Origin of the sequence: Mesorhizobium sp. M0276 (assembly GCF_040321755.1) — a bacterium.
Lineage (GTDB): Bacteria > Pseudomonadota > Alphaproteobacteria > Rhizobiales > Rhizobiaceae > Mesorhizobium.
Genome location: NZ_JAMYSC010000012.1, coordinates 75866 through 99591 on the forward strand (window position 1 = coordinate 75866; position 23726 = coordinate 99591).

General features: G+C 63.0%; 24 protein-coding genes. 12 read left to right on the forward strand and 12 right to left on the reverse strand.

Going from position 1 to position 23726, the window contains the following annotated elements:
• Window positions 1–228: 228 nt before the first annotated feature.
• The 11 genes from NKJ01_RS11880 to NKJ01_RS11930 all read right to left on the reverse strand — a co-directional run bounded on the left by NKJ01_RS11880 (window position 229) and on the right by NKJ01_RS11930 (window position 11434).
• On the reverse strand, window positions 229–1473 hold the full coding sequence (locus NKJ01_RS11880; RefSeq protein WP_352728110.1) for a Zn-dependent hydrolase: 1245 nt from the start codon (window positions 1471–1473) through the stop codon (window positions 229–231).
• Window positions 1470–2312: a BtpA/SgcQ family protein gene (locus NKJ01_RS11885; protein WP_352728112.1), complete on the reverse strand. Its 843-nt coding sequence runs from the start codon at window positions 2310–2312 to the stop codon at window positions 1470–1472. The genes NKJ01_RS11880 and NKJ01_RS11885 overlap by 4 nt, the downstream gene beginning before the upstream one ends.
• Window positions 2309–3220, reverse strand: coding sequence for a ribokinase (locus tag NKJ01_RS11890; protein ID WP_352728114.1), 912 nt, complete (start codon window positions 3218–3220; stop codon window positions 2309–2311). Before NKJ01_RS11890 ends, NKJ01_RS11885 begins: the two co-directional genes overlap by 4 nt.
• A gap of 2 nt (window positions 3221–3222) precedes the next feature.
• Window positions 3223–3993, reverse strand: coding sequence for a glutamine amidotransferase (locus NKJ01_RS11895; protein ID WP_352728116.1), 771 nt, complete (start codon window positions 3991–3993; stop codon window positions 3223–3225).
• 30 nt (window positions 3994–4023) lie between these two features.
• Window positions 4024–5112, reverse strand: coding sequence for a phosphotriesterase family protein (locus NKJ01_RS11900; RefSeq protein WP_352728118.1), 1089 nt, complete (start codon window positions 5110–5112; stop codon window positions 4024–4026).
• Window position 5113: 1 nt separating this feature from the next.
• Window positions 5114–6133, reverse strand: a complete 1020-nt coding sequence (locus tag NKJ01_RS11905) for an ABC transporter permease (protein ID WP_352728120.1) — start codon at window positions 6131–6133, stop codon at window positions 5114–5116.
• The gene (locus NKJ01_RS11910) at window positions 6130–6927 is read right to left on the reverse strand and encodes an ATP-binding cassette domain-containing protein (protein WP_352728122.1); all 798 of its coding nucleotides are present in this window, start codon (window positions 6925–6927) and stop codon (window positions 6130–6132) included. Before NKJ01_RS11910 ends, NKJ01_RS11905 begins: the two co-directional genes overlap by 4 nt.
• 96 nt (window positions 6928–7023) lie before the next feature.
• Window positions 7024–7965, reverse strand: a complete 942-nt coding sequence (locus NKJ01_RS11915) for an ABC transporter substrate-binding protein (protein WP_352728124.1) — start codon at window positions 7963–7965, stop codon at window positions 7024–7026.
• 141 nt (window positions 7966–8106) lie between these two features.
• Window positions 8107–8721, reverse strand: a complete 615-nt coding sequence (locus tag NKJ01_RS11920) for a cupin domain-containing protein (RefSeq protein WP_352599318.1) — start codon at window positions 8719–8721, stop codon at window positions 8107–8109.
• A gap of 162 nt (window positions 8722–8883) precedes the next feature.
• Entirely contained in the window at window positions 8884–9816 is a 933-nt protein-coding gene (locus NKJ01_RS11925) for a dimethylarginine dimethylaminohydrolase family protein (RefSeq protein WP_352728126.1), read from the reverse strand.
• Window positions 9803–11434, reverse strand: coding sequence for a zinc-binding metallopeptidase family protein (locus NKJ01_RS11930; protein ID WP_352728128.1), 1632 nt, complete (start codon window positions 11432–11434; stop codon window positions 9803–9805). Before NKJ01_RS11930 ends, NKJ01_RS11925 begins: the two co-directional genes overlap by 14 nt.
• Before the next feature lie 84 nt (window positions 11435–11518).
• On the opposite strand from NKJ01_RS11930, the gene NKJ01_RS11935 reads away from it, so the two are divergent.
• The 5 genes from NKJ01_RS11935 (at window position 11519) to NKJ01_RS11955 (ending at window position 16540) form a co-directional block, all read left to right on the forward strand.
• Window positions 11519–12502: a LysR substrate-binding domain-containing protein gene (locus tag NKJ01_RS11935; RefSeq protein WP_352728130.1), complete on the forward strand. Its 984-nt coding sequence runs from the start codon at window positions 11519–11521 to the stop codon at window positions 12500–12502.
• Window positions 12503–12596: 94 nt separating this feature from the next.
• Window positions 12597–13691, forward strand: coding sequence for an ABC transporter ATP-binding protein (locus tag NKJ01_RS11940; RefSeq protein ID WP_023760466.1), 1095 nt, complete (start codon window positions 12597–12599; stop codon window positions 13689–13691).
• 68 nt (window positions 13692–13759) lie between these two features.
• Complete coding sequence (locus NKJ01_RS11945; protein ID WP_352599312.1) at window positions 13760–14875, forward strand: ABC transporter substrate-binding protein; 1116 nt, start codon at window positions 13760–13762, stop codon at window positions 14873–14875.
• A 25-nt stretch (window positions 14876–14900) separates the two neighbouring features.
• Window positions 14901–15734 (forward strand): ABC transporter permease, encoded by an 834-nt coding sequence (locus NKJ01_RS11950; protein ID WP_352728133.1) that lies wholly within the window; start codon window positions 14901–14903, stop codon window positions 15732–15734.
• Window positions 15734–16540, forward strand: a complete 807-nt coding sequence (locus tag NKJ01_RS11955; RefSeq protein WP_023760463.1) for an ABC transporter permease — start codon at window positions 15734–15736, stop codon at window positions 16538–16540. Before NKJ01_RS11950 ends, NKJ01_RS11955 begins: the two co-directional genes overlap by 1 nt.
• 72 nt (window positions 16541–16612) lie before the next feature.
• Here NKJ01_RS11955 and NKJ01_RS11960 read toward each other — a convergent pair whose 3' ends face one another.
• Window positions 16613–17680: a glycosyltransferase family 2 protein gene (locus NKJ01_RS11960; protein ID WP_352728135.1), complete on the reverse strand. Its 1068-nt coding sequence runs from the start codon at window positions 17678–17680 to the stop codon at window positions 16613–16615.
• Between the two features lie 609 nt (window positions 17681–18289).
• On the opposite strand from NKJ01_RS11960, the gene NKJ01_RS11965 reads away from it, so the two are divergent.
• The 7 genes from NKJ01_RS11965 to ccmE all read left to right on the forward strand — a co-directional run bounded on the left by NKJ01_RS11965 (window position 18290) and on the right by ccmE (window position 23724).
• On the forward strand, window positions 18290–18697 hold the full coding sequence (locus NKJ01_RS11965; RefSeq protein ID WP_352728137.1) for a DUF3168 domain-containing protein: 408 nt from the start codon (window positions 18290–18292) through the stop codon (window positions 18695–18697).
• A gap of 174 nt (window positions 18698–18871) precedes the next feature.
• Window positions 18872–19171: a hypothetical protein gene (locus NKJ01_RS11970; protein ID WP_023760460.1), complete on the forward strand. Its 300-nt coding sequence runs from the start codon at window positions 18872–18874 to the stop codon at window positions 19169–19171.
• Window positions 19172–19243: 72 nt separating this feature from the next.
• Window positions 19244–19909 carry a response regulator transcription factor gene (locus NKJ01_RS11975; RefSeq protein WP_352728139.1) on the forward strand — a complete coding sequence of 222 codons (666 nt, stop codon included), beginning with the start codon at window positions 19244–19246 and terminating at the stop codon, window positions 19907–19909.
• The gene (locus tag NKJ01_RS11980) at window positions 19893–21326 is read left to right on the forward strand and encodes an ATP-binding protein (RefSeq protein ID WP_352728141.1); all 1434 of its coding nucleotides are present in this window, start codon (window positions 19893–19895) and stop codon (window positions 21324–21326) included. The genes NKJ01_RS11975 and NKJ01_RS11980 overlap by 17 nt, the downstream gene beginning before the upstream one ends.
• A gap of 188 nt (window positions 21327–21514) precedes the next feature.
• Window positions 21515–21952, forward strand: coding sequence for an RT0821/Lpp0805 family surface protein (locus tag NKJ01_RS11985; RefSeq protein ID WP_352728143.1), 438 nt, complete (start codon window positions 21515–21517; stop codon window positions 21950–21952).
• Window positions 21953–22132: 180 nt separating this feature from the next.
• Window positions 22133–23272 carry a c-type cytochrome biogenesis protein CcmI gene (gene ccmI, locus NKJ01_RS11990; RefSeq protein ID WP_352728144.1) on the forward strand — a complete coding sequence of 380 codons (1140 nt, stop codon included), beginning with the start codon at window positions 22133–22135 and terminating at the stop codon, window positions 23270–23272.
• An 8-nt stretch (window positions 23273–23280) separates the two neighbouring features.
• Window positions 23281–23724, forward strand: a complete 444-nt coding sequence (ccmE, locus tag NKJ01_RS11995; RefSeq protein ID WP_352728146.1) for a cytochrome c maturation protein CcmE — start codon at window positions 23281–23283, stop codon at window positions 23722–23724.
• Window positions 23725–23726: the final 2 nt, after the last annotated feature.

Consider the following 23726-nt stretch of genomic DNA (forward strand, 5'->3'; position numbering starts at 1 on the left):
GCACGACCTGAGGACTGCAAACCGGCAATTTCAGGGCGATGTGGCGTCCCGACTATTCATCCATTTTCCGACACCCACAAGGGCGGTGAGGACACAGCTGCAAGGTTTGTTGGTGCAAGGGCAGGGGCAGGCATGAATGGCGACCGCCGCCGCCTCGAAACCGGGCGCCTCGAGCTCGCCGGCCCCGAGGTTGGCGCAATCAGCCTGCCAGAGCAGTGCCTTGAACGATCATCGCCGCGAGGCTGCCGCGATAGCCGCCTGGAGCAGAACCCGCGCGCCGGTAATCGCGTAGGCGGGCTCCACATATTCTGCCTCGTTGTGGCTCAGCCCGTCACGGCACGGCACAAAAATCATCGCGGCAGGCGCCACCCGGGCGAGGAACAGCGCATCATGGAATGCCCCCGATATCATCTGCTTGTGCGGCAGCCGCAGGGAATTGACGGCCTCCTCGACGGTTTTGACCATATCGGGAGAGAATGCCGCCCCGGGCATGTCGAACGACCGCCTGATCATTGCCGTGCAATGCTGAGCCTCTGCCTCCGCCGCGCAGACCTGGCGCAGTTCGGCTTCGATGGCATCGAGCCGCTCTACCTGCGGGTGTCTGATGTCGACGGCGAAGACCACCGACTGCGGTATGGCATTGATCGATCCCGGCTTGGCGGTGACCCGTCCTACTGTCAGCCTTGCGCTGCTGTCGAACGGCATGACCGTCGTCTGCAGCCTGTGCATCGCGGCAACGGCCGCGACCATCGGATCCCTGCGGTAGGCAAGGTCGGTTGTACCGGCGTGACCGGCAGCGCCCTCAATGGAGACTTCCAGCCACCGCGTGCCTTGCACGGCGGTGACGATACCGATCGGCAGCCCTTCCTTTTCCAGCGATGGTCCCTGTTCGATATGGAGCTCGATAAAGCCGGAGATCGGCATGCCGAAAGGGCGAAGGGTTGCCTCTGGCAAGGCGGAGATGGTTGCCGCGAGTTCCTCCGCGAGGGACGCACCGTCGCTGCCGATTATGGATTGCCATGCTGAGATATCGGCCCCGGTGAAGGCCATGGAGCCCATGACACCTGGCGCGAACCGGCTCCCTTCTTCATTGGCCCAGGCGACGACCTCGATCGGCATTCGAGTTTCGGCCTTCGCGTCCTCCACGGCTTCGAGCGTCTCGAAGGCGGAAAGCGTGCCGAGCGCTCCATCGAAGCGCCCGCCGGTCGGCTGGCTGTCGAGGTGGCTGCCGATCAGCAGCGGCGGCAGCGTGGCATCCGTACCCTCGCGGCGGATGAAGAGGTTCGCCATGGCGTCCTGAAAAACCGCGAAACCACGCTCGAGCGCCAATTCCGCCAGCAGGCGCCTGGCGCTGCGATCCTCAATGCTGAACGCCTGACGGTTTACGCCGCCGGCTCGCGTCGCGCCGATCCGGGCGAAGGCATCGAGGCGGCCCAGCAACCGCTCGCCGTCGATCTCCGGCACCAAAGTCACCGCTTGAGGCCTCGGATAAAGCCGTTCACCCGTTGAGGGTCGACCTGGTTCCACCATACGCCATCGTGCTTAAGCGAACTGGCGACAATGACGCCGTCGACGATGTCGAGGATGTCGTTGGCGTTGTCGGTCGTCACCCCGCTGCCGACAAGCGTCGGCAGTCCGGCGGCGTCCTTGATCATCCTGATGTAGCCGAGATCAGCGGCGTGGCCGGTGCGCTGGCCAGTGGCGATCACCGCGTCGGCATCGAAGAACACCAGATCCTTGACCTGTTCCTCGACCGGCCGGTCGCCGACGATGGCGTGGGCGCCATGCTTGACATGGGCATCGGCGAAGATGCGGATGCCGTTGGCCCTAAGCCTGGCGCGGAAGCGCATGGCGCGCGCGGCCTCACCTTCGATAAAGCCTTCATTGGCGACATAGGCGTTGGCCCACTGATTGACGCGGACGAAGGAAGCGCCGGAGGCACTGGCGATCGACAGCGCGGGAATGGAAGCATTGGCAAGCACGTTGATACCGATCGGCCGGCCGAGTTCCCTGCGGATCCGGTCTGAGACGACGGACATATAGGCGGAAGTTTCCGGCCCGATATCATCAGGCTTGGCAAACGGAACGTCGCCGTGGTTCTCGACGATCACGCCATCGCAACCGCCATGCAAATAGGCTTTGGCGTCGTCGAGGCCACGTTGATAGATGGCCTCGACCGCTTCGCCATTGTAACGCGGCGCACCTGGCAGCGGTGCCAGATGAACGACGCCGATCACCACCTTGCTTCTGCCGAAGATCGACTGCAGCGCATCATTCGTCACCTGGCCGACCGGTTTGGAGGATTTTGTCATGCGGTTTCCGCTTCCGTCGTTTCCATGAGCAGTTTCATCTCCTGCCTGTCGGGGCAGGAGCCGAGCGTGCCGGCGCGTCCGACCGAGATCGCTGCGGCACGGACCGCGATCCGCGCTGCCACGGCGAGGTCCATGCCGGCTGCAAGACAGCCGGCGAGGCAACCGCAGAAGACATCGCCTGCGCCGCTGGTGTCTACCACAGCCACCCTTGGCGCCACGAACCGGTCGATCCGTCCTTCGCCATCGGCGACCAGGCAGCCGAGCGCGCCAAGCGTCACGATAGCGGTTCCTGCGCCTAGGCGGATTAGTTCGCGGGCTGCCGCGTCGGGATTGCTCATTCCGGTCAGTTGCGCCGCTTCGCCGGCATTGGCAATGGCGACCCTGACGTCGCTCAAACCCGGTGTATTGCCGGCCGCAAGCGGGCTTGGATTGAAGATCGTCATTGCCTCCGCACCCCGCGCCACCTTTAGGCAAGCGGTCGTTATGTCCGGATCCAGGTTACCCTGCACCACGACGATGTCGCCGCGTTCGACCGATCGGATAAAATCGCCGTCAGCCAGGGGATCGAAGGCTGCGGCGCAACTGGCGCCGGTGACGATGAGGTTCTCGCCCCGCGCATCGACCATGACGGTCGACCGGTCGCTGGGCAGCTGCAGCGTCGTCAGATGGCTGGCATCGAGATCGCGGCTCAACTGCTCTGTGATCCAGGCTCCGGCGGCATCGTTGCCGATCGCCGCACGGAAGCGGACATCGGCTCCGGTGCGTGCCGCGGCCACCGCCTGGTTCGCACCCTTGCCGCCAAGTCCGTCGGCATGTTCCGACGCGTTCAGCGTCTCGCCTGGCGCCGGAAAACGGTCCAGGCGAAACGTCGTATCGACGCAAACATTGCCTAAGACATGGACGCGCATGGCTAGTCCCTGGTCGTCGCCCAGCCCAGCATCTGTTCGAACAGTGTCCTGTAGCCATTCCAGGCGATGAAGCCGGGCGGCAGCCAGTGCGGGCCGACATCCGAGGTCCAGGCGACGGTGCGGCCCTGGCCATATTTGCCGGTCACCAGAAGTGGCAGCGAACGGTAGTCGGAGGAAACGGTGGCGAGAACTTCCGCACCATCCTTGACCGCGACTTCGTTGAAGCCGAGCAGGATCGGCCAATCCTTGCCGAGGCCCTTAAGGATCGGATGGCTCTGCGGGCCGACAACGACCGGCGCATAGCCTTCCGGAACCTCGACGCGGTCGTCTACCGGCAGGCAAGTGACCGGCAGAACGTCCTCGACCGGCGTCTTGTGATAGCGCGCGCCCCCATTGATGCCCTGGAAGCTGTAATAGCCGCCGAACATCAACAGGCCGCCGCCATTGCCGACATAGTCGCGCAACAGGCGCAGCCGGTTCGGAGTTGGTTTGGAGTGGACCCAGGTGTCCGGGTGGAGCAACAGCGTGTTGGCACCAAGATCGGAAAGCACGACCGCGTCGTAGGCCGAAAGCGTTTCCATCGTCTGCGGAAAATTCCGTTGCGCCTCATGCGCCGGCATGAAGGTGACGTCGAACGGACCGTCCTTCAGCGCAGCCAGCAGCTCGTCGGCACCGGTGTGATAGGTCACGGTCGGAAACTGGTCGAAGCCTTTGATGTGGGTCGCGGTCGAGACCCAGGACTCGCCTGCGAGAAGAACCTTTTTCCTGGACATGTAGACTCCTGCCTTGTTTGGAGCCGCGGCTCAGAGGCCCTCGGCGAACACAGTCTTTGCATTGTCGACGAGCATCGTATCGATTGCCGATTGTTCGACACCATGGCGCTTCAGTCTCGGCACGAAATGCTTGAGGATGAAGCCGTAGCCGAAACCGCCGAAGCGGGTCAGCATGATCTTGAGAAAAACATCCTGCGACAGCAGAATCCGGTCGAGCAGCCCCATGTCGATCAGCGAACGGATCGCCCGTGCATTCTGCTCGTCGGACGGCGACTGCGCATCCTGGTCGGCATAATAGAAATCCATGCCGATCATGTCGTATTCCAGGAAGGCGCCGCGCGCGGCGAGGCTTTGCTGGTATGCAAGATCGTTGTGGCTCGGGTTCATGTGGCAAAGCACCGTATGCCGGAGATCGGCGCCTTCCGCCTCGACCACGTCGAGCACGTCATGCGCCAGCCGCTCCCAGCCGGGCAGATGAATGGTCAGCGGCACGCCGGTGATCTTGGCCGCGCGGGCAGAAGCCCGCAGTGACTTGCGTTCCTCGTCGGTGAAATCCTTGCTGACGCCGACCTCACCGATGATGCCGGCCATGATTTCGGGTTGCGTCGATCCACCGCCGACGTCGTTGACGAGGAATTCGGTGACCTCGTCGACGTCCATCGCTTTCAGCCAGACGGGGTGGGTGTGCTGCAGGTAAAAACCTGTCCCCATGACGATCCGCAACCCCGAGGCGCGGGCGATGCGTGCGAGCTTCACCGGATCGCGGCCAATGCCGATGTTCGTCGCATCGACCACCGTGTGGCCGCCAAGCGCCCGGTATTTCGCCAGCTCCGAAAGCGCCAGATCGCTATCGTCGAGCGAGACGTTGTCGCGGTTCATGTAAGGGTTCATCCGCAACTCGCCGATGATCTCCATGCTGACCGGCTGCTCGGCGATCTTCTTCTCGTCGGGATGGCAGGGGCATTTCCACGATTTCGCGCCATCGATCAGGATATGCTCGTGCATCAGCGTCACGCCCATGTCGGCGATCGCGACCGGGCCGGTAACGGTCATCACGGTGCCGGAGCGGATACCGATGGGCGCCCGATCCCTTGGTTTGTCGTCGAACAGATGATCCATGTCAGCGGCTCCGCGTTGCGCCCCTGAACAGCCGGAAATTCAGCCAGATGGCGACGAGGATGATCGTGCCGGTGACGATCGGCGTCAGGAAGGGCGACATGTGCGCCAGGATCAGGCCGTTGCCAATAACGGCGACGGTCAACGCGCCGAGCACGGTGCCGATGATCGTGCCGCGCCCGCCGAACAGGCTGGTGCCGCCAAGCACCACGGCAGCGATGACATCGAGCTCGAAACCCTGGCCGGAATTCGACGAGCCGGAACCGAGCCGGGCGGCAAGAACAATGCCGGCCACCGCCGCCGCCATGCCTGACAGGACATAGACGAACAGCGTCATGAAGCGCGTATCGACACCGGCGCGGCGCACCGCCTCGGCATTGGCCCCGATGCCGGTGACATAGCGCCCGAATGGCGTCTGGTTGAATGCGAGATAGGCGACGATCAGGACGACAAGGGCGAGCAGTGCCGGTACCGGCACGCCGAGAAACCAGGCCCTGCCGATGTTGACGAAGAAGCTGGTCGGCTCAACCGGGATAGAATAGCCGCCGGTGATCAGCAACGCCACACCGCGGATGATCGAGAGTCCGGCAAGTGTGACGATAAAGGCCGGTATCCGCTCATAGGCGATGAAGAAGCCCTGCAAAACCCCGATCGCCGCGCCGAGTGCCAGCATGGCGACGACGACGAGCGGCCACGGCAGGCCGAACTGCAGCAAGACAGCCGACAACGTCGCCGTCAGCGCCAGCACGGACCCGACCGAAAGGTCGATGCCGCCGGTGGTGATGACGAAGGTCATGGCTGCCGCAACGATCAGCAGCGGCGCCGACTGGCGCACGATGTTGAGCAGATTGGGCGCCGTGAGGAAGGAGCCGGTGGCCAGCGAGAAGACCACGCAGACGACGAGGAAGAACAGCGCTATCGAGACGACGCTGCCATTGGCTATCGCCATGTCCTTCCAGGTGGTGTTGTGGACGCGTTTGGGCGGCGAGGCGCTGATATCCCCAGGTGATGACGTGACATTCATGGCTGCGCTGCCTCATCACGGCTGGCGCGGGCCGAACGCGCCGTGAATTTGCGGCCGACGATGAGGTTGACGACCTCTTCGATGCTGGTGTCGCCGATCTTGCGTTCGGCGACATTGCAACCCTCATACATGACCTGGATGCGATCGCAGACCAGGAACAGATCCTGCAGCCGATGGGTGATGAGGATGACGCTGACGCCGCGGGCGCTGACGGCGCGGATGAGCTCCAGAACCGCTTCGACTTCTGCCACCGCAAGGGCCGCCGTCGGTTCGTCCATGATCAGCACCGATGGATCGAAGGAGGCGGCGCGGCCGATGGCAATCGACTGGCGCTGCCCACCGGACAGGTTTTCGACCTTGAGCCTGGTATGGGCGATGACGATGCCGAGCCGGTCGAGCATCTCACGCGTCTGATCATGCATGCGCTTGTTGTCGAGAAAGGGGACGCCGAGAACGCGCCGGCGCGGCTCGCGGCCGAGGAAGAGATTGCCCGCCACATCAATCGTGTCGCAGAGTGAAAGGTCCTGATAGACCATCTCCACCCGTGCGGCGCGGGCATCGGCGGGTGAGGAAAAGGAGACAGCCTTGCCGTCGATCTCGATGGTGCCGGAGTCCGGAATGACCGCACCGGACAGAACCTTGCTCAAGGTGGATTTGCCGGCTCCATTGTCGCCGACCAGGCCAAGCACCTCGCCAGGCTTCAGGTCCAGCGAAACGTCGTCCAGCGTCTGGATAGGGCCGTATCGTTTGGAAATACCGGTCATCCTGACGCGGTAGGATTCGCCATCGCTCATCACGGTTCCAGTTCTCAAGCCAACAAGTTCAATCGGTCGTCGGGCCGCGCAGGCAACCCGCAGGTCATTGCGCGGCCCGGCGGTCCGGGGAGGATACTACTTGAACATGCCCTTGAACTGGCCGACATTTTCCTTGGTCACGATGGTGATCGGAACATTGATGATCGGATCGATCTTCTCACCCTTCTTGAGCTTGCCGAAGGCTTCAACCGCTGCCTTGCCTTCACCAGCCGGATCCTGCTGGACGACGGCCACCACCCAGCCCTCTTCGAGACCTTGCACCGCCGACTTGGTCAGGTCCCAGCCGAACACCTTGACATCGCCGGTGCGGCCCTGGCTGGTGACGGCGGAAACCGCACCGAGCAGAGCCGGCTCGCCGGTTGCGTAAAGCGTCGTCATGTCGGGATTGGCAGTCATAAGGTTCTCGGCGGCGGACAGGGCAACGTCCTGCACGTTCTGGCCGTCGACCGTGTCGAGGAAGGTTACCTTCTGGCCGCTGTCGGTGACGGCCTTCTTGAAGCCGTCGAGCCGCTGGTTCTGGATGAACGAATTGAGCGCGCCGACAACGCCGATCTTGGCGGTTCCGTTCAGCTTGGTCTTGACGTATTCGGCGTAGAACTTGCCTATATCCGCGCCGGCCTTGGTGTTGTCGACGCCGACAAAGGCGACGTTGTCGCCATTCGGGATCTGCGCGTCGATGGCAATGACCGGAATTCCGGCAGCCTTGGCCGCGGTGATGGCCGGTTTCACACCGTTGACATCGATGGCGACGAGAATGATGCCGTCGACCTTCTGGGTGATGTAATTCTCGATCGCGTCGTTCTGCGCGCTTGGTACATTGTTGGCGTTGAAGATGACGAGATCGACGCCGGCGGCCTTGGCAGCAGCCGTTGCACCGTCATTGATCTGGTTGAAGAACAGGGCCTGCTGGTTGATGGTCACCAGCGCATAGGTCTCGGCCATGGCGGAAGCAGAGCCGAGGGCGAGGGTCATGGCGATGGCTGCGGCGCAGCTTGAAAGGATCTTGGTAAGACGCATTCCGGTTCCCCTTGGTTTTACGAAAAGGCCCTTGATCGGGCTCACCTGGCGACTGAGCGCAAGGGCATAATTCAAGATGCTTGATTTCTTGTCAAGTGACTTGAATTAGCGTCAACGAAAGGAATCAGGAGATGCGCCGGATCAGAATGTCGCTGGCGTGTTCACCCAGAAAATGCTGGCGCGTTCATCTCCGACATTGCGGTACCAGTGCGGCAGTTCGGAGTCGAAGACGAAGGAATCGCCGGCGGACAGGCGAAACGTTTTTTCGCCGACCATCAATTCGATCGCACCTTCCAGGAGATAGCCGACTTCCTCGCCGGCATGCTGGATCGGTCCAGCGCTCTCACCGCCCGCTTCGATATGATGGATGTTGCACTGCAGGAGATGGCCGGGCGAATACGGAATGACCCGCTCGAGCGAAATACCTTCGCCGCGCCGAAGCGGATCGAGCGCTATCAACGGCCGCGATCCAGCCCGAAAGACGATGCCTTCCTCGCCATCGGATTCCTCGAACATCCAGCCAATATTCGTGCCGAGCACCTCGACAAGCCGGTGAAGCATGGGAAGCGAGGGCGAGACCTTGCCGTTCTCGACCTTGGAAAGCAGGCTTTCCGAGCAGTTCGCGGCGGCAGCGAGCGCCTTCAAGGTCAGCCCTCGCGTCTGCCGGGACAGCTTCAACCGCGTGCCGAGCCGCAAGAGGCTGGTGGCGGTCGAGCGCTCGTCGCGCTTGCTGTTGTGGGTATCGATCTTGTTCATCGGGGGGCGCGAACATCTCCTCTGGTCGGGCCGACTCGTAAAACTGATCCTGTGCGATGTCCATCCTATGAAAAATGGAGGAATGCGCTGGATCGCAATCAGCGACCCGTCCATGGCAAGCGCCGCGCCCGCCGTTCAATGCTCGCGAATGGGCTCCGCCGCTCAGGCCGGTTCGCGCTTCAGCGCCTGTGCCATGCAGTGGATGCCGCCGCCGGTCTTGGAAATCTCGCTCATGTCGACGGCCGCGACCTCGAAGCCGCGTGCCTTGAGCTGGCCGATCAGCGCCTGGCTGGAGGTCGGCGCGATCACCCGGTCCTTGCCCAGCGACATGAAGTTGCAGCCGAGCGCCATCGTATCCTGGAACGGCACGTCGATGATCTCGTGTCCCTTGCCCTTCAGCCAGTCGACGATGCCGGGTTCAGTGCAGGCGAGGCAAACGGCGGTCAATTTTTCGGCGATCGGCACCACCATCAGGTCGATATGGACATAGTACTCGTCGATGAAGGCGATGCGGGTTTCCCAGCCTTCCTTGTCGAACCAGGCCTGCACCTGGCGAGCGCCTTCCTCTTGCGTGCGGGCGCCGCCGCAGCCGATCAGCACGACGCCATCCTCGATGACGTTGAAGTCGCCGCCCTCGAATGTACCTGCCGTAACCATGTCGTAGATCGGGATGCCGAGTTTTTCGTAGGTGCGGATGGCGGCGTAGTTCTCGCCGCGCCGCCACCAATTGGCCATAGCGGTGATGACGGCGCCATAAGGCGTCATCACACTGGAATCACGGGAATAGACTTGCATCGGCAGTTCGGGTGTCGGTTCGTGCCAATGGATGTTGACGCCGAAATGTTCATAGGCCGCGACGAGGTCCTTGTGCTGCGCCTGCGCGATCTGGACATTGCATGGCGCCTCGCGCAGATGCTTGCGCGACAGCGAGCTGGTCGACAGATGACGCAGGAAATTGGGCGACCCGAGCAAGACATCGGTCAAGACGTCGGTCTCGTTGGCAAAACCCCAGGCGGTCAGCGGCTTGGTGCCGCCGGCCGGGTTGCGGCGCTGCAGCGAAAACGGCTCGGCGACAATACGGTCATGAACGGTCATGGGGTGCTCCTCGTGAGGTGGCTTGGGGTGTCTGATTGTTCGGGATCCACCAGTCCCGCCCGCGCGGGGTGGTGACGTATTCCGGCCAGCGAAATCCAATCGGCGGCTCGTAGTCGCAGAGCGGCGCGATCCAGTTCGAACCGCCGATGCCGCCGCCGGTGCGGGTGACGAACTCGTCCATCGCCGCACCGCGGGCGGTTTTGTCCTCCAGCAGGCGAAGGGCTGCCAGTGCGATGGTCTTCGACGCGCAGACGACCATCGGGTCGATGGTGGCAGGAATGCCGCCCAGCGCATTCATGACCCATGACGGATAGGGGTAGCCGGTCTCCGAACGCAGCGCCGGGCGGGCGACATAGAAGCGCGCAGTCGGCGCATGCCAGCTCATATCGGTGTAATCGTCGGAGGTCGAATTCACCTGCGAGGGCGGCAGATCGCGGCGCAGGATCGCCTCCGCCGCCTGCGGCTCGATCAGGCGTTCGAGTTCTTCGATGAACGGCTCGTCACTCGCCATGCGCCCGGCATTGACCTGTATCTCGCGCGCGAATGCCTTGGCGTCCTGGTCCCAGCGCGGCGGCCCGACGCTCGACAGCGCTTCATAAGCGATTTCGGCCATGGTGTGATTGGCCAGCCCCGGCCGCGACTTCGACACCCAGTGCCGCTCATGGCGGCAGCCGCTCATGGCGGCAGCGGCCTCGGCATTGCGGTCGAGCACGGCGGTGATCTGCTCGGCCATCGCCAGTGTCGGCACGCGGATCATGTATTGGATCTCGGCCAACCCTGCCGGCAAGTTGTCGGCCGTCGCCTGGCCGGCTGTCAGGATCGCCTCGCTGATCGACCAGCCACCCTGGTGCGGCAGCATGGAATCGCGCAGCGCCTTGGACGTCATGTACATCATCATGAGCGCATCGTTGGCACCGGGCGCGCGCACCGCCGAATGCGCCTGCGGAATGGGCGCTGCGCCGCCCACCGCCCGCGCCCAGCGCTCCGGTTGGTCGCAGACAAAGCGATAGATCATCGCATAAGCCGCGCCGCAATGCGTGTCCCAGCGCGCCGTGTTGCAGAGCGGCAGCATGTAAAACGGATGGAAGGAGATCATGCCGGCAAGGCCGTCATAATAGCCCTTGGCGGCATGGATCGGCTTTGATCCGCGCACCTTCTCGGCCGGTTCGCCGGTGAAGCGCAGCGTGCCCGGTATGCCGTGGCGCTGCATCGCAGCCTTGGTCGCCAATAGCCCGCCGAGGCTCGAAATGCCCAGCCCGGAATGCGGATCGGTGTGGCCACCCGCATGTTCGCCTAGGCCAGGGCGAGGGCGCCTGACGGTCGCCGCATCCTGGCAATTGCCCGGTACGGCGTCGTATTCGGCATACATGCCGATGGTCGGACCGGCGCCGTTTGTCCAATGCGCGCAGAAGGCTGTGGGCATGCCGCCGGAACCTTCCTCGACGGAAAAGCCTTCGCGCTTCAGTCTCTCCACATACCAGGCAGAGGATTGATACTCGCGCCATGCAGTCTCGCCGAAGTCGAAAATGGTGCGCGTCCACGCCGACAACAGCGGCCGGATGTCGTCAAGACAGGTAAGCGCCGTTGCTTGCGCCGCAGTAGTGACCGCTTTCTCCATGGCCGGAGAAGAAAGCAGTGAAGCGGTTCATCAAAAAGTGATATGTTTTTCCGGCTCATGCAAATTCGGTTCACCTGAGGTCTCTTGCGCATACCATCGACCCAAGCGCTGCGTGCGCTCGACAGCTTCGCTCGTCACGGCAGCGTCTGGCGCGCCGCCGACGAGTTACACCTGACCCGCAGCGCCGTGAGCCACCAGCTTCGGCTGCTGGAGCGCGACCTCGGCTTCGACCTGCTCGAACGCATCGGCAAGGGCGTGGCGCTGACGCCGCGCGGCCAGCGCTACGCCAGCGACGTGCGCAAGGCGTTGACCGTCCTGGGCGACGCGGTGACACGCCATGCCGGCACCGGCGTCGGCGGATCGTTCAGCATCAGTTGCACGCCGGGGTTCGCCTCGTTGTTCCTGTGCACCCATATCGGCGAGTTCCGGCAGATGTATCCCGATGTCGCGCTGCGTATCCTGACGCCGCGACGATTGGATGATGTCAGCAATGCCGACGCCGATGCCTTCATCGCCTTCGGGGTCGGCAACTGGCCGAACCGAGCGGTCGAGCTTCTGTGCGAGATTTCGTTCACGCCGCTCTGCAGCCCGACCCTGCTCAACAAGGTCGGCGGATTCTCGAAGCCAGCCGACGTTTTGCGCGCCAACCTCCTGCATCTCGGCGATACCGAGGATTGGGCGCGCTGGCTGGCCTTATCGAAGGTCGAGAACCCCGACCCGGAGGGCGGCATCTTCTTTTCCGACATGAATCTCGTCTTCTCGGCCGCGATCGCCGGCCAGGGCATGGCCATGGGCGACGAACTGACCAGCGGCAAGGCGCTGGCCGAAGGCAGGCTGGTGCGTCCCTTCGATATCGCGATCAAATCGCCGCGCTCGTACTTCCTGGTCTCCGAACACGCCAAGGCCGCGCATCCGGTGCTCGACGCCTTTGCCGGATGGTTGCGGTCGAAGCTCGCGGAGAGCAATGCCAAGGGCATGGCTGACCACGGGCGCCACGCCAAGGGCACGGCTGACCACGGGCGCCACCCCAAAGGTACAGCCGATCACGGGCGCCATCGATTTGGATAGATGAATCAAATTTGCCGATGAGGCGAAAACTATTCGGTTGCGGTGAGGCCGCGCGCTGCCCTACGATTTCTCCTGAAGCGAGGAAACAGGCAGGATGCAGCAACCCGGCCGGGCCGCAGAGATCAAGGCAATTGGGATCGGCAAAAGCTTCGGCTCGTTCCGTGCATTGGACAATCTGTCGCTCGATATAGGCCGCGGCGAGTTCCTGACCCTGCTCGGACCGTCCGGCTCGGGCAAGACCACATTCCTGATGATCCTTGCCGGCTTCGTGCAGCCGAGCGAAGGCCGTCTGTTCAGCGATGGCGTCGACATCACCGACCGGCCGGCCGAGCAGCGCGCTGCCGGCATGGTGTTCCAGGGCTACGCGCTGTTTCCGCACATGAGCGTGGAAGCCAACATCGCCTTTCCCCTCAAGGTACGCAAGAAATCCGCGGCCGACATCAAGCGCCGGGTCGGCGAGATGATCGAACGCGTAGGCCTCAAGGGCCACGAGAAAAAGCTGCCGGCGCAGCTTTCCGGCGGCCAGCAGCAGCGCGTGGCACTGGCGCGCGCGCTGGTGTTCGAGCCGGGCGTGCTGTTGCTCGATGAACCGTTCTCGGCACTGGACAAGGGCCTGCGCGGCCAGATGCAGGCCGAGATGAAGCGGCTCCACCAGGAGACCGGCACCACCTTCGTCTTCGTCACCCACGACCAGAGCGAGGCGCTGGCGCTGTCGTCGCGCGTCGCCATCTTCAACCATGGCAAACTGCTGCAGGTCGGAGCGCCCGACGAGGTCTACGACCGGCCGGACAACCGCTTCGTCGCCGAGTTCCTCGGCGAGATCAACATGCTGCCGCTGAAGGGCGTCCACCCGGCAGGCGATGGCTCGACCGGCCTCTGCGAAGACCGTGCGGTCTCCATGCGTTGCAAGGCCGAGGCGGTGCGCGGCGATGCGATCCTGGCGATCCGGCCCGAATACATGTCGATATCAGGGGAGGCGGCAGCCGGTGAGAACGGCATCGCCGCGACAGCGACCAACTCCACCTATCTCGGCGCGGCAACGCGGCTTGACCTGACGACGCGGCAAGGCGCCAAGATCACGGTCTCGGTGCCGAACGAGGTAGCGGCTGCCGCGCTCAGCAAGGGCAACTCCGTCTGGCTCACCTGGCCGGCTGAAAAGGGTTTCCTCCTTCCGCATGGAGGACAATGACGAACGGTGTGGCGAGACAAGTGCCCACCACTTTGCGGTACTATCAACGACAAAAAAGGGGAACTGACATGACACACGATACCAAGAAACAAGCCGTCGAGAGCCTGTCCGCCAGGGCAGGTCGCGGCGAAATCTCGCGCCGCCAATTCACGCAGCTGGCAGCATTCGTGCTGGCCGGCACGCCGATGATGCTGCGCTCGACCGGTGCCTTTGCCGCGGCGAAGGAACTGGTGCTGGTCAACTGGGGCGGTGACGCCATCACGGCTTACGACGCCGCCTACGGCCAGCCCTTCACCAAGGAAACCGGCATCACCGTCAAGATGGATGGCTCGGGCCCGACCGAAGGCGCCATTGCCGCGCAGTTCAAGAGCGGCGCGCCGACCTGGGACCTCGTCGACGTCGACCCGTTCTCGGCCATCACCCTCGGTGCCCAGGGCGCCCTCGAGCCGATCGATTATACGATCGTCGACAAGAAGAAGATGCGCGAAGGCTTTGGCTGGGAATACGCCGCCTCGACCTATTTCTTCTCCTATGTCATCGCCTACGACTCCGAGAAGTACGGCAAGGACGCGCCGACCGGCATGGCCGATTTCTTCGACGTGAAGAAATTCCCCGGCAAGCGCTCGCTCTACAAATGGGGCGTGTCGAGCTGGGAAGCCGCCCTGCTGGCCGACGGCATCGCGCCGGCGTCGCTCTATCCGCTCGATCTCAAGCGCGCCCATGACAAGATCGCCGCCTTCAAGGAAAACGTCGTTGCCTATTGGGGCGGCGGTGCCGAAAGCCAGAGCGTGCTGCTCAATGGCGAGGCCTCGATGGCGATCGTCTGGTCGACACGCGCGTCATTGATCGAGCAGGATTCGGGCGGCAAGATCAAGTTCATCTGGGACCAGGGCCTGATCTCGCCCGGTGCGCTCGCCGTGCTCAAGGGCAATCCCGGCGGCAAGGAAGCGGCCATGAAGTTCATCGCCAGCACCCAGGACCCGCAAAAGGAGCTGGTCATGTTCGACAAGCTCGGCCAGGGCCCTGCAAATCCGGCTGCCGACGCGCTGATTCCCGCCGACAAGAAGCGCATCAACCCGGTCGATCCCGAGAACATGAAGAAGCAGATCGCACTCGACATGGACTGGTACGCCAAGAATTACGGGGCAGCGCTCGACGAATACACCAAGATCATCTCGGCCTGACCAAGGCCGGGATAATCGGGTCCAAATGAGGTCCTATCTCTCCGACAGGATGGGCGCGGCGCTGTTGATGGCGCCGCTGCTCCTGTTTCTTGTCCTCGCCTATGCCTGGCCGTTCTTCGGCGTCGTCAAATGGAGCTTTACGCTGCCGACGCCGGGGCTCGGGCAGTATGAGGCGCTGCTCACCGACGATCTGGTGCAGTCGGTGTTCATCCGCACGCTGCGCATAGCGGCGGTCGTCACTGTGGTTTCGGTCGCCGCTGCCTACGCCATCACCGTCGTCTGGGTGCGAGGAACCCCGGCACAGCGCCTGATCGCCGAGTTCTGCATTCTCGTCCCCTTCTGGATTTCCGTCCTGACCCGTGCCTTCGGCTGGGTGGCGCTATTGTCCAATCGCGGCCTGATCAACAGTTGGCTGCAGGCGATCGGCTTCATTTCCGAACCGCTGGCGCTGGTGCGCAACGAATTCGGCGTCATCGTCGGCATGACGCATTTCCTCATTCCTTTCGCCGTCTTCCCGCTGGCATCGGCCATGCGCAGCCTAGACGACCGCGTGCTGCTGGCCGCGCGCGGCCTCGGCTCCAGCCGCATGCGCACCTTCTGGACGGTGTTCGTACCGATGACGCGCTCCGGCATCATCGGCGCGGCGATGATCGTCTTCGTCTTTTCGCTCGGCTTCTTTGTCACGCCGGCGATCCTTGGTGGCGGCCGCAGCGTCATGATCGCCGAGCTGATCTATCTCAGGATCTTCCAGAGCCCGGACTGGGGTCTGGGGGCGGCCATCAGCGTGGTCCTGGTGTTGTTCGTCGGCGCGCTGATGGCGCTGCTGTTCCGTTATGTCAGACCGAAGCAATTGATCTGATGCCAACCTATCGCCCCGGTCCCGCCTCGCTAGTCATCGCCGCTTTCGTGGCGCTATTCCTGCTGCTGCCGCTGCTTGCCGTCATCCCGGTGTCGCTGACGCCGAGCCGCATGCTGGCGATGCCGTCAGGTGAACTGTCGTTGCGCCACTACCGGTCGTTGGTCGAGGATCCGCGCTGGCTCCAATCGATCTTGCTCAGCATCCGCATCGGTATCGTCAGCAGCGCCTTTTCCACCGTGCTGGCACTATGCTTTAGCCTCGGGGTCTGGATGTTCCAGCCGCGCTTCACGGCGGCACTCGTCGGCTTTGTGCTGCTGCCCATGGTGGTGCCGCCTGTGGTCTCGGCGATCACGCTCTACTTCCTGCTCACCTCGATCTCAGGTTTCAGCTCGTTCTTTGGTTATGACACATGGCTTGGTGTCGCCATGGCGCATTCGGTGATGACCGTGCCCTTTGCCACCGTGCTGATGCTGGTCTCGCTTAGTCAGCTCGACCGCCGCATCGATCTTGCCGCGCGCGGGCTTGGCGCCTCGGTCTGGGAGCGCGCCACCCGGATCATCATGCCCAACATCAAATTCGGCATCATCACCGCGGCGCTTTTGTCCTTCGTTCTGTCCTGGGAAGAAATCGGTGTCACACTGTTCATCACCTCGGTCAACGCGATCACGCTGCCCAGGCTGATGTGGATGGGCCTGCGCGACAACATCGACCCTGCAATCGCCGCACTCTCGGTGATCTTGATCATCATCACGGTGCTGGTGCTGGCGGTGCGCAGCGTCGTGGTCAGGCAGCGCGGGGCGCAGTAGGCAAAGCGCAGCGCAGGCTCATTTGGGACCTTCGGGGCAGCGCACCCTCCCGTCCTGCACAAGGGCTTGGGGCTACCCCATCGCGCGGCGTATTGTCCTGGACAGGCGAGCAAGGAATGTCGGTCGGGACGATGCGTCGAGCTTCCACGACAGCACCGCCATGGCCATTTGTCGCGGCAGCATGCCGACAGAAAGGAACCAGGCGGCAAGCACGGCGCGGCGGCGCAGGGACGCCGTCATTTCGAGGCTGGCGACAGCGCCCGCCGCCGCGAGCGCCAGGCGGGAATCGACGGCGACGGGGTGCCGGTGCCTGTCCGTGCAGAGCGATGCCAGCCGTTCTTCCAGGTGGACAGGATCATGGCGAACAATTTCTGCCGGCACGACGGTCAGGCCGGCCTGCGATGCCTGGTCCGACAGCGCCTCCATGCGGTGGAAATCGTGCTCTACCCGCCAGCGTGCCCGCTCGGCGAGCTTTTCACCGAAAACCGAATGGTTGGCGCCGTGGATTCGGTAAGCGCCGACACATTCATCGATGGACTGGACTTGGCCATAGAGCGGCGCCAGCGTCGCAAGATAGCCGTCGGCGCCCTGGCGGAAATCCGGTTCCGGAATCGGCATGATCGATTCCAGGGTCGTCCGGTCAAAGGCCAGCCCGCTGGTTACGGTCGTCTGGTAGCGCCCCTTGCGCAGAAGTTTCGGCATGACATCGCCGCTGTCGAAGGGCAGCTCCGGCGGCGGAAAGACGTCCTTGATGCGTTGCCGGTCATCGACAATGTGCAATCTGGATTGCACCTGGGCGGTTGCCTCGTCCCAGGCGTCGACGATCCTGGAGACGGCTTCCGGATAAAGATAATCGTCGGCGTCGAGGAAGAGGACGATTCTGCCGGAGCTCGCAGCAAAGCCGGTGTTGAAGGCGGCCGCGTGCCCGCCATTTTTTCGTCGCGGACAAGCAAGAATCCTGTCGCCGTAGGATTTCATGATGGTCGTGGAATTGTCCTGCGATGCATCGTCGACGACGATCACTTCGACATCGTCGTGGTCCTGCTCCAGGGCGCTGTCGATGCTGCGTTCAAGGAAACGCGCGTAATTGTAGTTCGGAATAATGATGGAAACCGGGATTTTGTGGGGGGTAGACTGCATCGCATTCGACCTCGCATCTTGCTTTGGTTTCGGCGAAGCCCGCTCGTGGGCTGCCTCGTCTTCAAGCTCGCTCCGCGAGTTTCCCGAGGAAAAGCACTCGCCTTTTCGTCGGGGACGGATCGTCACTCGTTCGCGACTTCATGCAAAGCCGCCATCGCCTTCGAGGATCGCGGTGACCGCGGTGCTGACTGAGTCAAGGGTGCCGCCGGCCAGCAAAAGCTCCGACGCTCCGGGTATCGACCAAGCTCGACGGAAATGGTGTCACGTTCGGTCACGGTAGACCGCAACGGACGCCTTGAAGGCACGTTCGATACTGGCCTTCAAATGCGGCTGGAACAAGCCGCTATCCGAAAACGGATGTCCAGACGCGTGGCCAGATGGTGTCAGACAAAACGAAACTCACCGAGACGCGGCCAATCCTGCCTAGATCGCAACGCCGCGCAGTGCCCCTGACGACGTTGTTGGCAAAGTCGTATCAGCATTCATCGATCCGATGACGAATCGCCATCGCCTCCGCGCGTCGAATGGCTATATCTGACACAGTATGCAGAACCCAGACAGGCTTCCGAAAGGCAATGGTCGGCAGCGCAAAGGCTAGAGGAGAGGACGATGACCGCGCCCGGCGATTTGCAGCAGGCACTGTTTCTGAGGCTTAAAAGCGATGCCTCACTGTCGACCTTGCTGGGCGGCGCGGGATTGCTCGAACGGGCAACCGACAATGCCGCTTTTCCCTACGTGACTTGTGGCCAGACCTCTGCCTTTGACTGGGATACGAGCGCGGAGAACAATAACGATCAGCTGGTCACGCTGCATGTCTGGTCGAAAGCCAAGGGGGAAGCCGAAACGCTTGCCATCATGGACGCCATCAAGGCGCGGCTCGCCAATGCGGTGCTGGAGATTGGCCCCCACGGCCAGACACGACTCTCGCTCGAATTCACCGAGGTCCGCCATGACGAGGACCTGCTCGTGCATCACGGGCTGCTGCGTTTTCGCGCGATAACGCAGGAAAACGCCTGACAAGCTTTCAATATGGTCGAAACGGAGTCTAGACTGGACCCTCGCGGGAAATCACGGTTTGAGGCGGTGAAATCCCAGGTTGACTGTCTCGCGTTGCAGGGGTGTAGCGAGGATGTTTTCGGCGACGTTCACTGTTCATTTCACGTTCAGCACCGATGCGTTACAACCTCGACCATGAAAACGCTTCGCTCCCACCTCCGAACCGCGACACTGGCGCTCTGCGCTGCCGGGCTGTTTGCGTCGCAGGCTGTGGCGATACCGGCCGTCGCGCCCGAACAGGCCAGCCCGATTGTACTGGCGGCGTCCGATTGCTACGCGATCGGTCAACAAGTGGCGGAACAGAATGGCGGAACGCTGGCCAAGGCCTCGCAATCGACGCGCGGCGGCCAGCCTGTCTGTGTCATCGTCGTGCTCGTTCCGGGCAAGGACGGACAACGTCCGCGCCGTTCCGAAATCGTCGTTCCACTGAACTGACCCTTCCGTTTCCCAGGCCGCCGGAATCGGCCTATATCTGACCCTAGCTCTTCAACAGGTATCGAACTTCGCATGCGCGTACTCGTCGTCGAAGATGACAAGGATCTCAATCGGCAGATATCGGATGCGCTGGTCGATGCCGGCTACGTCGTCGACCGCGCCTTCGACGGCGAGGAAGGCCACTTCCTCGGCGACACCGAGCCCTACGATGCCGTCGTGCTCGACATCGGCCTGCCGCAGATGGATGGCATCAGCGTCGTCGAGCGCTGGCGGCGCGGCGGCCGCAAAATGCCTGTGCTGATGCTGACGGCGCGCGACCGCTGGAGCGACAAGGTCTCCGGTATCGATGCCGGCGCCGACGACTATGTCACCAAGCCGTTCCACATCGAGGAGGTGCTGGCGAGGGTTCGGGCCCTGATCCGGCGCGCTGCCGGCCATGCCTCGTCCGAACTGACCTGCGGACCGTTGCGCCTCGACACCAGGGCGTCCAAGGCCGATGTCGACGGCGTGCCGCTGAAACTGACGTCGCACGAATTCCGCCTGCTTGCCTATCTGATGCACCATATGGGCGAGGTCGTCTCGCGTACGGAACTGGTCGAGCATCTCTATGACCAGGACTTCGACCGCGATTCCAACACTATCGAGGTCTTTGTCGGGCGTCTTCGCAAGAAGATGGGCATCGACATGATTGAAACCGTGCGCGGCATGGGCTACCGCATGCGTGAGCCGGAGGCGTAACTCGGAACCGCTCAAACCAACCGCAAGGACGCCGCTTTCGCTGCGTTTGTGGCCGCGTTCGCTGACGTTCCGCGTCATCGCCTTTTCCACGGTCTGGGCGATCGTGACGCTCGTCGTCATATTCACCCTGATCACCACCCTCTATCGCCAGGCCAGCGAGCGCGGCTTCGACAGCCTGCTTTCGGCGCATCTGTTCAATTTGATCGGCTCCATCGGTATTTCCGAGAACGGTGCGCTCACCGGTGCGCCCGACCTCGGCGATCTCCGCTTCTCGGAGCCGAATTCGGGCTGGTACTGGTCGGTAGAGCCCGCCTCGGAAGGCGTGCATGGCGATCTTCACTCGTCGTCGATGACGCGCAAAATCCCATCGCCTGATGTCGCCGAGGTGCCCTTCAACGCGAGCTTCCAGCGCAGCTACCCGACCGAGGGCATCGCTGGCGAGCAACTCGAAGTATTCGAGAGCGAATTCGTTCTCGATTCCAAGAACCGCGCCGCGCGCTTCCGCGTCATGGGCAACCAGAGCGAACTCGAGCAGGAAATCGCCAGCTTCCAACGCCGCCTGCTGACCTATCTCAGCCTGTTCGGCGTCGGCATGATCGCCATCAACGCGATTGCCATCCTGCTCGGCCTGCAGCCGCTGCGCCGGGTGAGGAATGCGCTTGCCATGGTGCGCGAGGGCACCGCGCAGAGGCTCGACGGCCAGTTCCCGGCCGAGATCGAGCCTCTTGCCAACGAAACCAATGCGTTGATCGAAAACAACAGGCGCATCGTCGAGCGGTCGCGAACCCAGGTCGGCAATCTCGCCCATTCGCTGAAGACGCCGCTCGCGGTGCTGCTCAATGAGGGCCGGGCGCTTGGCGGAGCCAAGGGACAGCTGATCGCCGAACAAGCCGCTTCCATGCAGAAGCAGGTCGAGCACTATCTACAGCGCGCCCGCGTCGCGGCACAGCGCGACAGCGTCGTCTTCCGTACGCCCGTGACGCCGCTGGTGCAGCGCATGGTGCGGGTTCTGCAGAAGCTCAATCCGCAGACGAATCTGTCGCTGTCGTTGCCGGCGATCGAAATCGTCTTCGCAGGCGAGCGCGAGGACCTTGAGGAGTTGATCGGCAATCTGCTCGAAAACGCGATGAAATGGGCAAAAAGCGCGGTGTTGGTCTCGGTCGTGCCTTTGACTGGCAAGGATGATCCGGCCGGCCTGTTTGAGATCGATATCGAGGATGACGGCCCTGGCATTCCCGATGACAAGGCGCGCGAGGCGCTGAAGCGCGGACGGCGTCTGGATGAGACAAAGCCCGGAACAGGTCTCGGGCTGGCCATTGTCGCCGACCTCGTCAACGAGTATGGAGGCGTCCTGGCGCTCGAACGGTCCGGCATGGGCGGATTGAAGGCCGTGGTGCGATTGCGGAGCCTTCAGTGATGTTCAGGCACGGCCATTCGACATTGATGAACGGGGCATGTTATGGCGGCATGTCGATTGGTCCCGGATTGGCCGGCAGCGGCCAAATTTCAGACAAATCTCAATACTATGGCAGCGCCAACTTCTCCGATGACGCGGCCTCCGGCCTATCCATAGCAGGCTCCAACTCAAGAACACCGGTTGTTGGCATGAAGATTCGCGTCGCGCTTATTTCCGCATTGCTGGGCGTTTCCGGCTGCACCACCCTGAGCGGCAAGGGGCCGACCGTAGCAGTGACACCGGCCTCGACGCCTCCTTCCATCGGCAAGGTCACCGCGACGATCATTTCGGCGATGGGCGGCGGCCTCATCGGCGGGTCGATCGGCGCCGGCCTCAGCGAGACCGAGAAGCGCAGTGCGCTCGAGGCTGAATACAAGGCGCTCGAATACACGACCAGCGGCCAGAAGGTAACGTGGAAAGGCGCCCAGGCTTCGCGCTATGGCGAGGTGGTTCCGGCACAACCCTATCGCGTCGGTTCGCAGGATTGCCGCCAGTATACGCAGACGGTTTTCACCGGCGGCGCCGGCGTGACGGCGCGTGGAACCGCTTGCCGTAACACCAACGGCAGTTGGACGCCGCTGACCTGACGGTGCATGTCGCTCGACCGCGCAGCGGTTTTAGAACGACGACATGCACAGAAGCTGAGACGGGGTCCGGCTGGTATCCGGTCGGTTGACGTCGATCAAGGACATGCGGCGCGCCTGCCGTCAAAGCGTCGCAGGAAGCCTGTGTTGGCACGGCAGAACTCTGCCATTATTGGAAGAACCATGCTGTTCTGGGTCATAGCCGCAATTCTCACGCTGGGTGCAAGCCTGGCGGTGCTGCTGCCGCTGGCCGCCAGCTCGAAGGGCGCGTCGTCGAGCAGTGATCACGATCTCGAAGTCTATCGCGATCAGTTGTCCGAGCTTGACCGCGACGCTGCGCGTGGCTTGATCCAGCCGGGGGAAGCTGCCGAAGCGCGCGCCGAGATCGCTCGCCGCATCCTTCGCCTCGACAATGCGGCAGCGGCGGGCAAGGCGTCCGTTGGCCGAATTTCGGTAGCGGCAAGGCTGGTCGCCACCGCGGCCGTTCTGGCGGTGCCGCTGGTCAGTTGGGGCCTTTACAGTCAGCTCGGCTCACCCGATTTGCCGTCGCAACCACTCAGCGAGCGGTTGGCCAAGAGCCCGGCCGACAGTTCGGTCGACGAATTGGTGGCGCGGGCCGAAGCCCATCTTGCTGCCAATCCTTCCGATGGAAGGGGCTGGGATGTGCTCGCGCCGGTCTATCTGCGCATGCAACGCTTTTCCGACGCGGCGGCGGCCTATCGCAACGCTATCCGCCTCGATGGCGACAGCGCCGTTCGCCAGGCCGGCCTTGGCGAGGCGATCGCCGGTGCGGCAGGCGGCATCGTCTCGGCCGATGCACAGAAGGCCTTCGAGGCGGCCTTGGAGCTCGACCCGGCCAATGCGAAGGCGAGCTTCTATCTGGCGATGGCGCTGGCGCAGGAGGGCCGCACCAAGGAGGCGGCCACAGCCTGGCGGGCAATGTTGGGCAAGCTGCCGCCGGAGTCGCCATGGCGCAGTGCGGTCGAGCAGGCGCTGGCCAGGTCCGGCAGTCCCGCAGTCGCTTCCGGCGGCGCCACCAACGGTCCCGATGCCGGCGATATCGACGCTGCATCGTCGATGTCTCCCGCTGATAGGGAAGCGATGATCAGCACTATGGTCGCCCGCCTCGACGACAAGCTGCGGCAAAATCCGCGCGATCCGGAAGGTTGGATGCGCCTCGTTCGTTCCTATGTCGTGCTGGGCAAGGCCGATCTGGCACGTCAGGCGCTCGGTCGCGCCATTGCCGTCTTTGGAGCCGACAGTGACGAAGCGAAAAAATTCACCGCCTTTGCCGCCTCGCTTGGCCTGACGGCAACGGAGTAGAGTAAGACATGACGCGCAAGCAGAAACGATTGTCGGTGATCGCGGGCGGACTGGCTTTCCTTGGCGCCGCCACCGGGCTGACCTTCTATGCGCTTGGCCAGAAGGCGTCCTATTTCTATATGCCGGCTGATCTGACCACCGCCAGTGTCCAGCCTGGCCAGCGCATCAGGCTGGGCGGGCTGGTTGAAAAAGGCACGATCCAGCGCGGGCAGGGGGCGACCGTCGGGTTTTCGGTCACCGATAAGCACAAATCGGTCAAGGTCACCTATACGGGCATCCTGCCCGATCTTTTCCGCGAAGAGCAGGGCGTGATCACCGAGGGCACATTCGGCCCGGACGGCGTCTTCGTTGCCGACAGCGTGCTCGCCAAGCATGATGAGCGCTATATGCCCAAGGACGTGGCCGACGGCCTGAAGGCCAAGGGCATCTGGCAGGAGAGCAAGAGTGAATAGCT

Excerpts from the sequence above, each read along its gene's own strand:
- NKJ01_RS11885 (WP_352728112.1), bottom strand. The coding sequence starts at position 2,312 with ATGACAAAATCCTCCAAACCGGTCGGCCAGGTGACGAATGATGCGCTG.
- NKJ01_RS11890 (WP_352728114.1), bottom strand. The coding sequence starts at position 3,220 with ATGCGCGTCCATGTCTTAGGCAATGTTTGCGTCGATACGACGTTTCGC.
- NKJ01_RS11895 (WP_352728116.1), bottom strand. The coding sequence starts at position 3,993 with ATGTCCAGGAAAAAGGTTCTTCTCGCAGGCGAGTCCTGGGTCTCGACC.
- NKJ01_RS11900 (WP_352728118.1), bottom strand. The coding sequence starts at position 5,112 with ATGGATCATCTGTTCGACGACAAACCAAGGGATCGGGCGCCCATCGGT.
- NKJ01_RS11905 (WP_352728120.1), bottom strand. The coding sequence starts at position 6,133 with ATGAATGTCACGTCATCACCTGGGGATATCAGCGCCTCGCCGCCCAAA.
- NKJ01_RS11910 (WP_352728122.1), bottom strand. The coding sequence starts at position 6,927 with ATGAGCGATGGCGAATCCTACCGCGTCAGGATGACCGGTATTTCCAAA.
- NKJ01_RS11915 (WP_352728124.1), bottom strand. The coding sequence starts at position 7,965 with ATGCGTCTTACCAAGATCCTTTCAAGCTGCGCCGCAGCCATCGCCATG.
- NKJ01_RS11920 (WP_352599318.1), bottom strand. The coding sequence starts at position 8,721 with ATGAACAAGATCGATACCCACAACAGCAAGCGCGACGAGCGCTCGACC.
- NKJ01_RS11925 (WP_352728126.1), bottom strand. The coding sequence starts at position 9,816 with ATGACCGTTCATGACCGTATTGTCGCCGAGCCGTTTTCGCTGCAGCGC.
- NKJ01_RS11930 (WP_352728128.1), bottom strand. The coding sequence starts at position 11,434 with ATGGAGAAAGCGGTCACTACTGCGGCGCAAGCAACGGCGCTTACCTGT.
- NKJ01_RS11940 (WP_023760466.1), top strand. The coding sequence starts at position 12,597 with ATGCAGCAACCCGGCCGGGCCGCAGAGATCAAGGCAATTGGGATCGGC.
- NKJ01_RS11945 (WP_352599312.1), top strand. The coding sequence starts at position 13,760 with ATGACACACGATACCAAGAAACAAGCCGTCGAGAGCCTGTCCGCCAGG.
- NKJ01_RS11950 (WP_352728133.1), top strand. The coding sequence starts at position 14,901 with ATGAGGTCCTATCTCTCCGACAGGATGGGCGCGGCGCTGTTGATGGCG.
- NKJ01_RS11955 (WP_023760463.1), top strand. The coding sequence starts at position 15,734 with ATGCCAACCTATCGCCCCGGTCCCGCCTCGCTAGTCATCGCCGCTTTC.
- NKJ01_RS11960 (WP_352728135.1), bottom strand. The coding sequence starts at position 17,680 with ATGCAGTCTACCCCCCACAAAATCCCGGTTTCCATCATTATTCCGAAC.
- NKJ01_RS11965 (WP_352728137.1), top strand. The coding sequence starts at position 18,290 with ATGACCGCGCCCGGCGATTTGCAGCAGGCACTGTTTCTGAGGCTTAAA.
- NKJ01_RS11970 (WP_023760460.1), top strand. The coding sequence starts at position 18,872 with ATGAAAACGCTTCGCTCCCACCTCCGAACCGCGACACTGGCGCTCTGC.
- NKJ01_RS11975 (WP_352728139.1), top strand. The coding sequence starts at position 19,244 with ATGCGCGTACTCGTCGTCGAAGATGACAAGGATCTCAATCGGCAGATA.
- NKJ01_RS11985 (WP_352728143.1), top strand. The coding sequence starts at position 21,515 with ATGAAGATTCGCGTCGCGCTTATTTCCGCATTGCTGGGCGTTTCCGGC.
- ccmI (WP_352728144.1), top strand. The coding sequence starts at position 22,133 with ATGCTGTTCTGGGTCATAGCCGCAATTCTCACGCTGGGTGCAAGCCTG.
- ccmE (WP_352728146.1), top strand. The coding sequence starts at position 23,281 with ATGACGCGCAAGCAGAAACGATTGTCGGTGATCGCGGGCGGACTGGCT.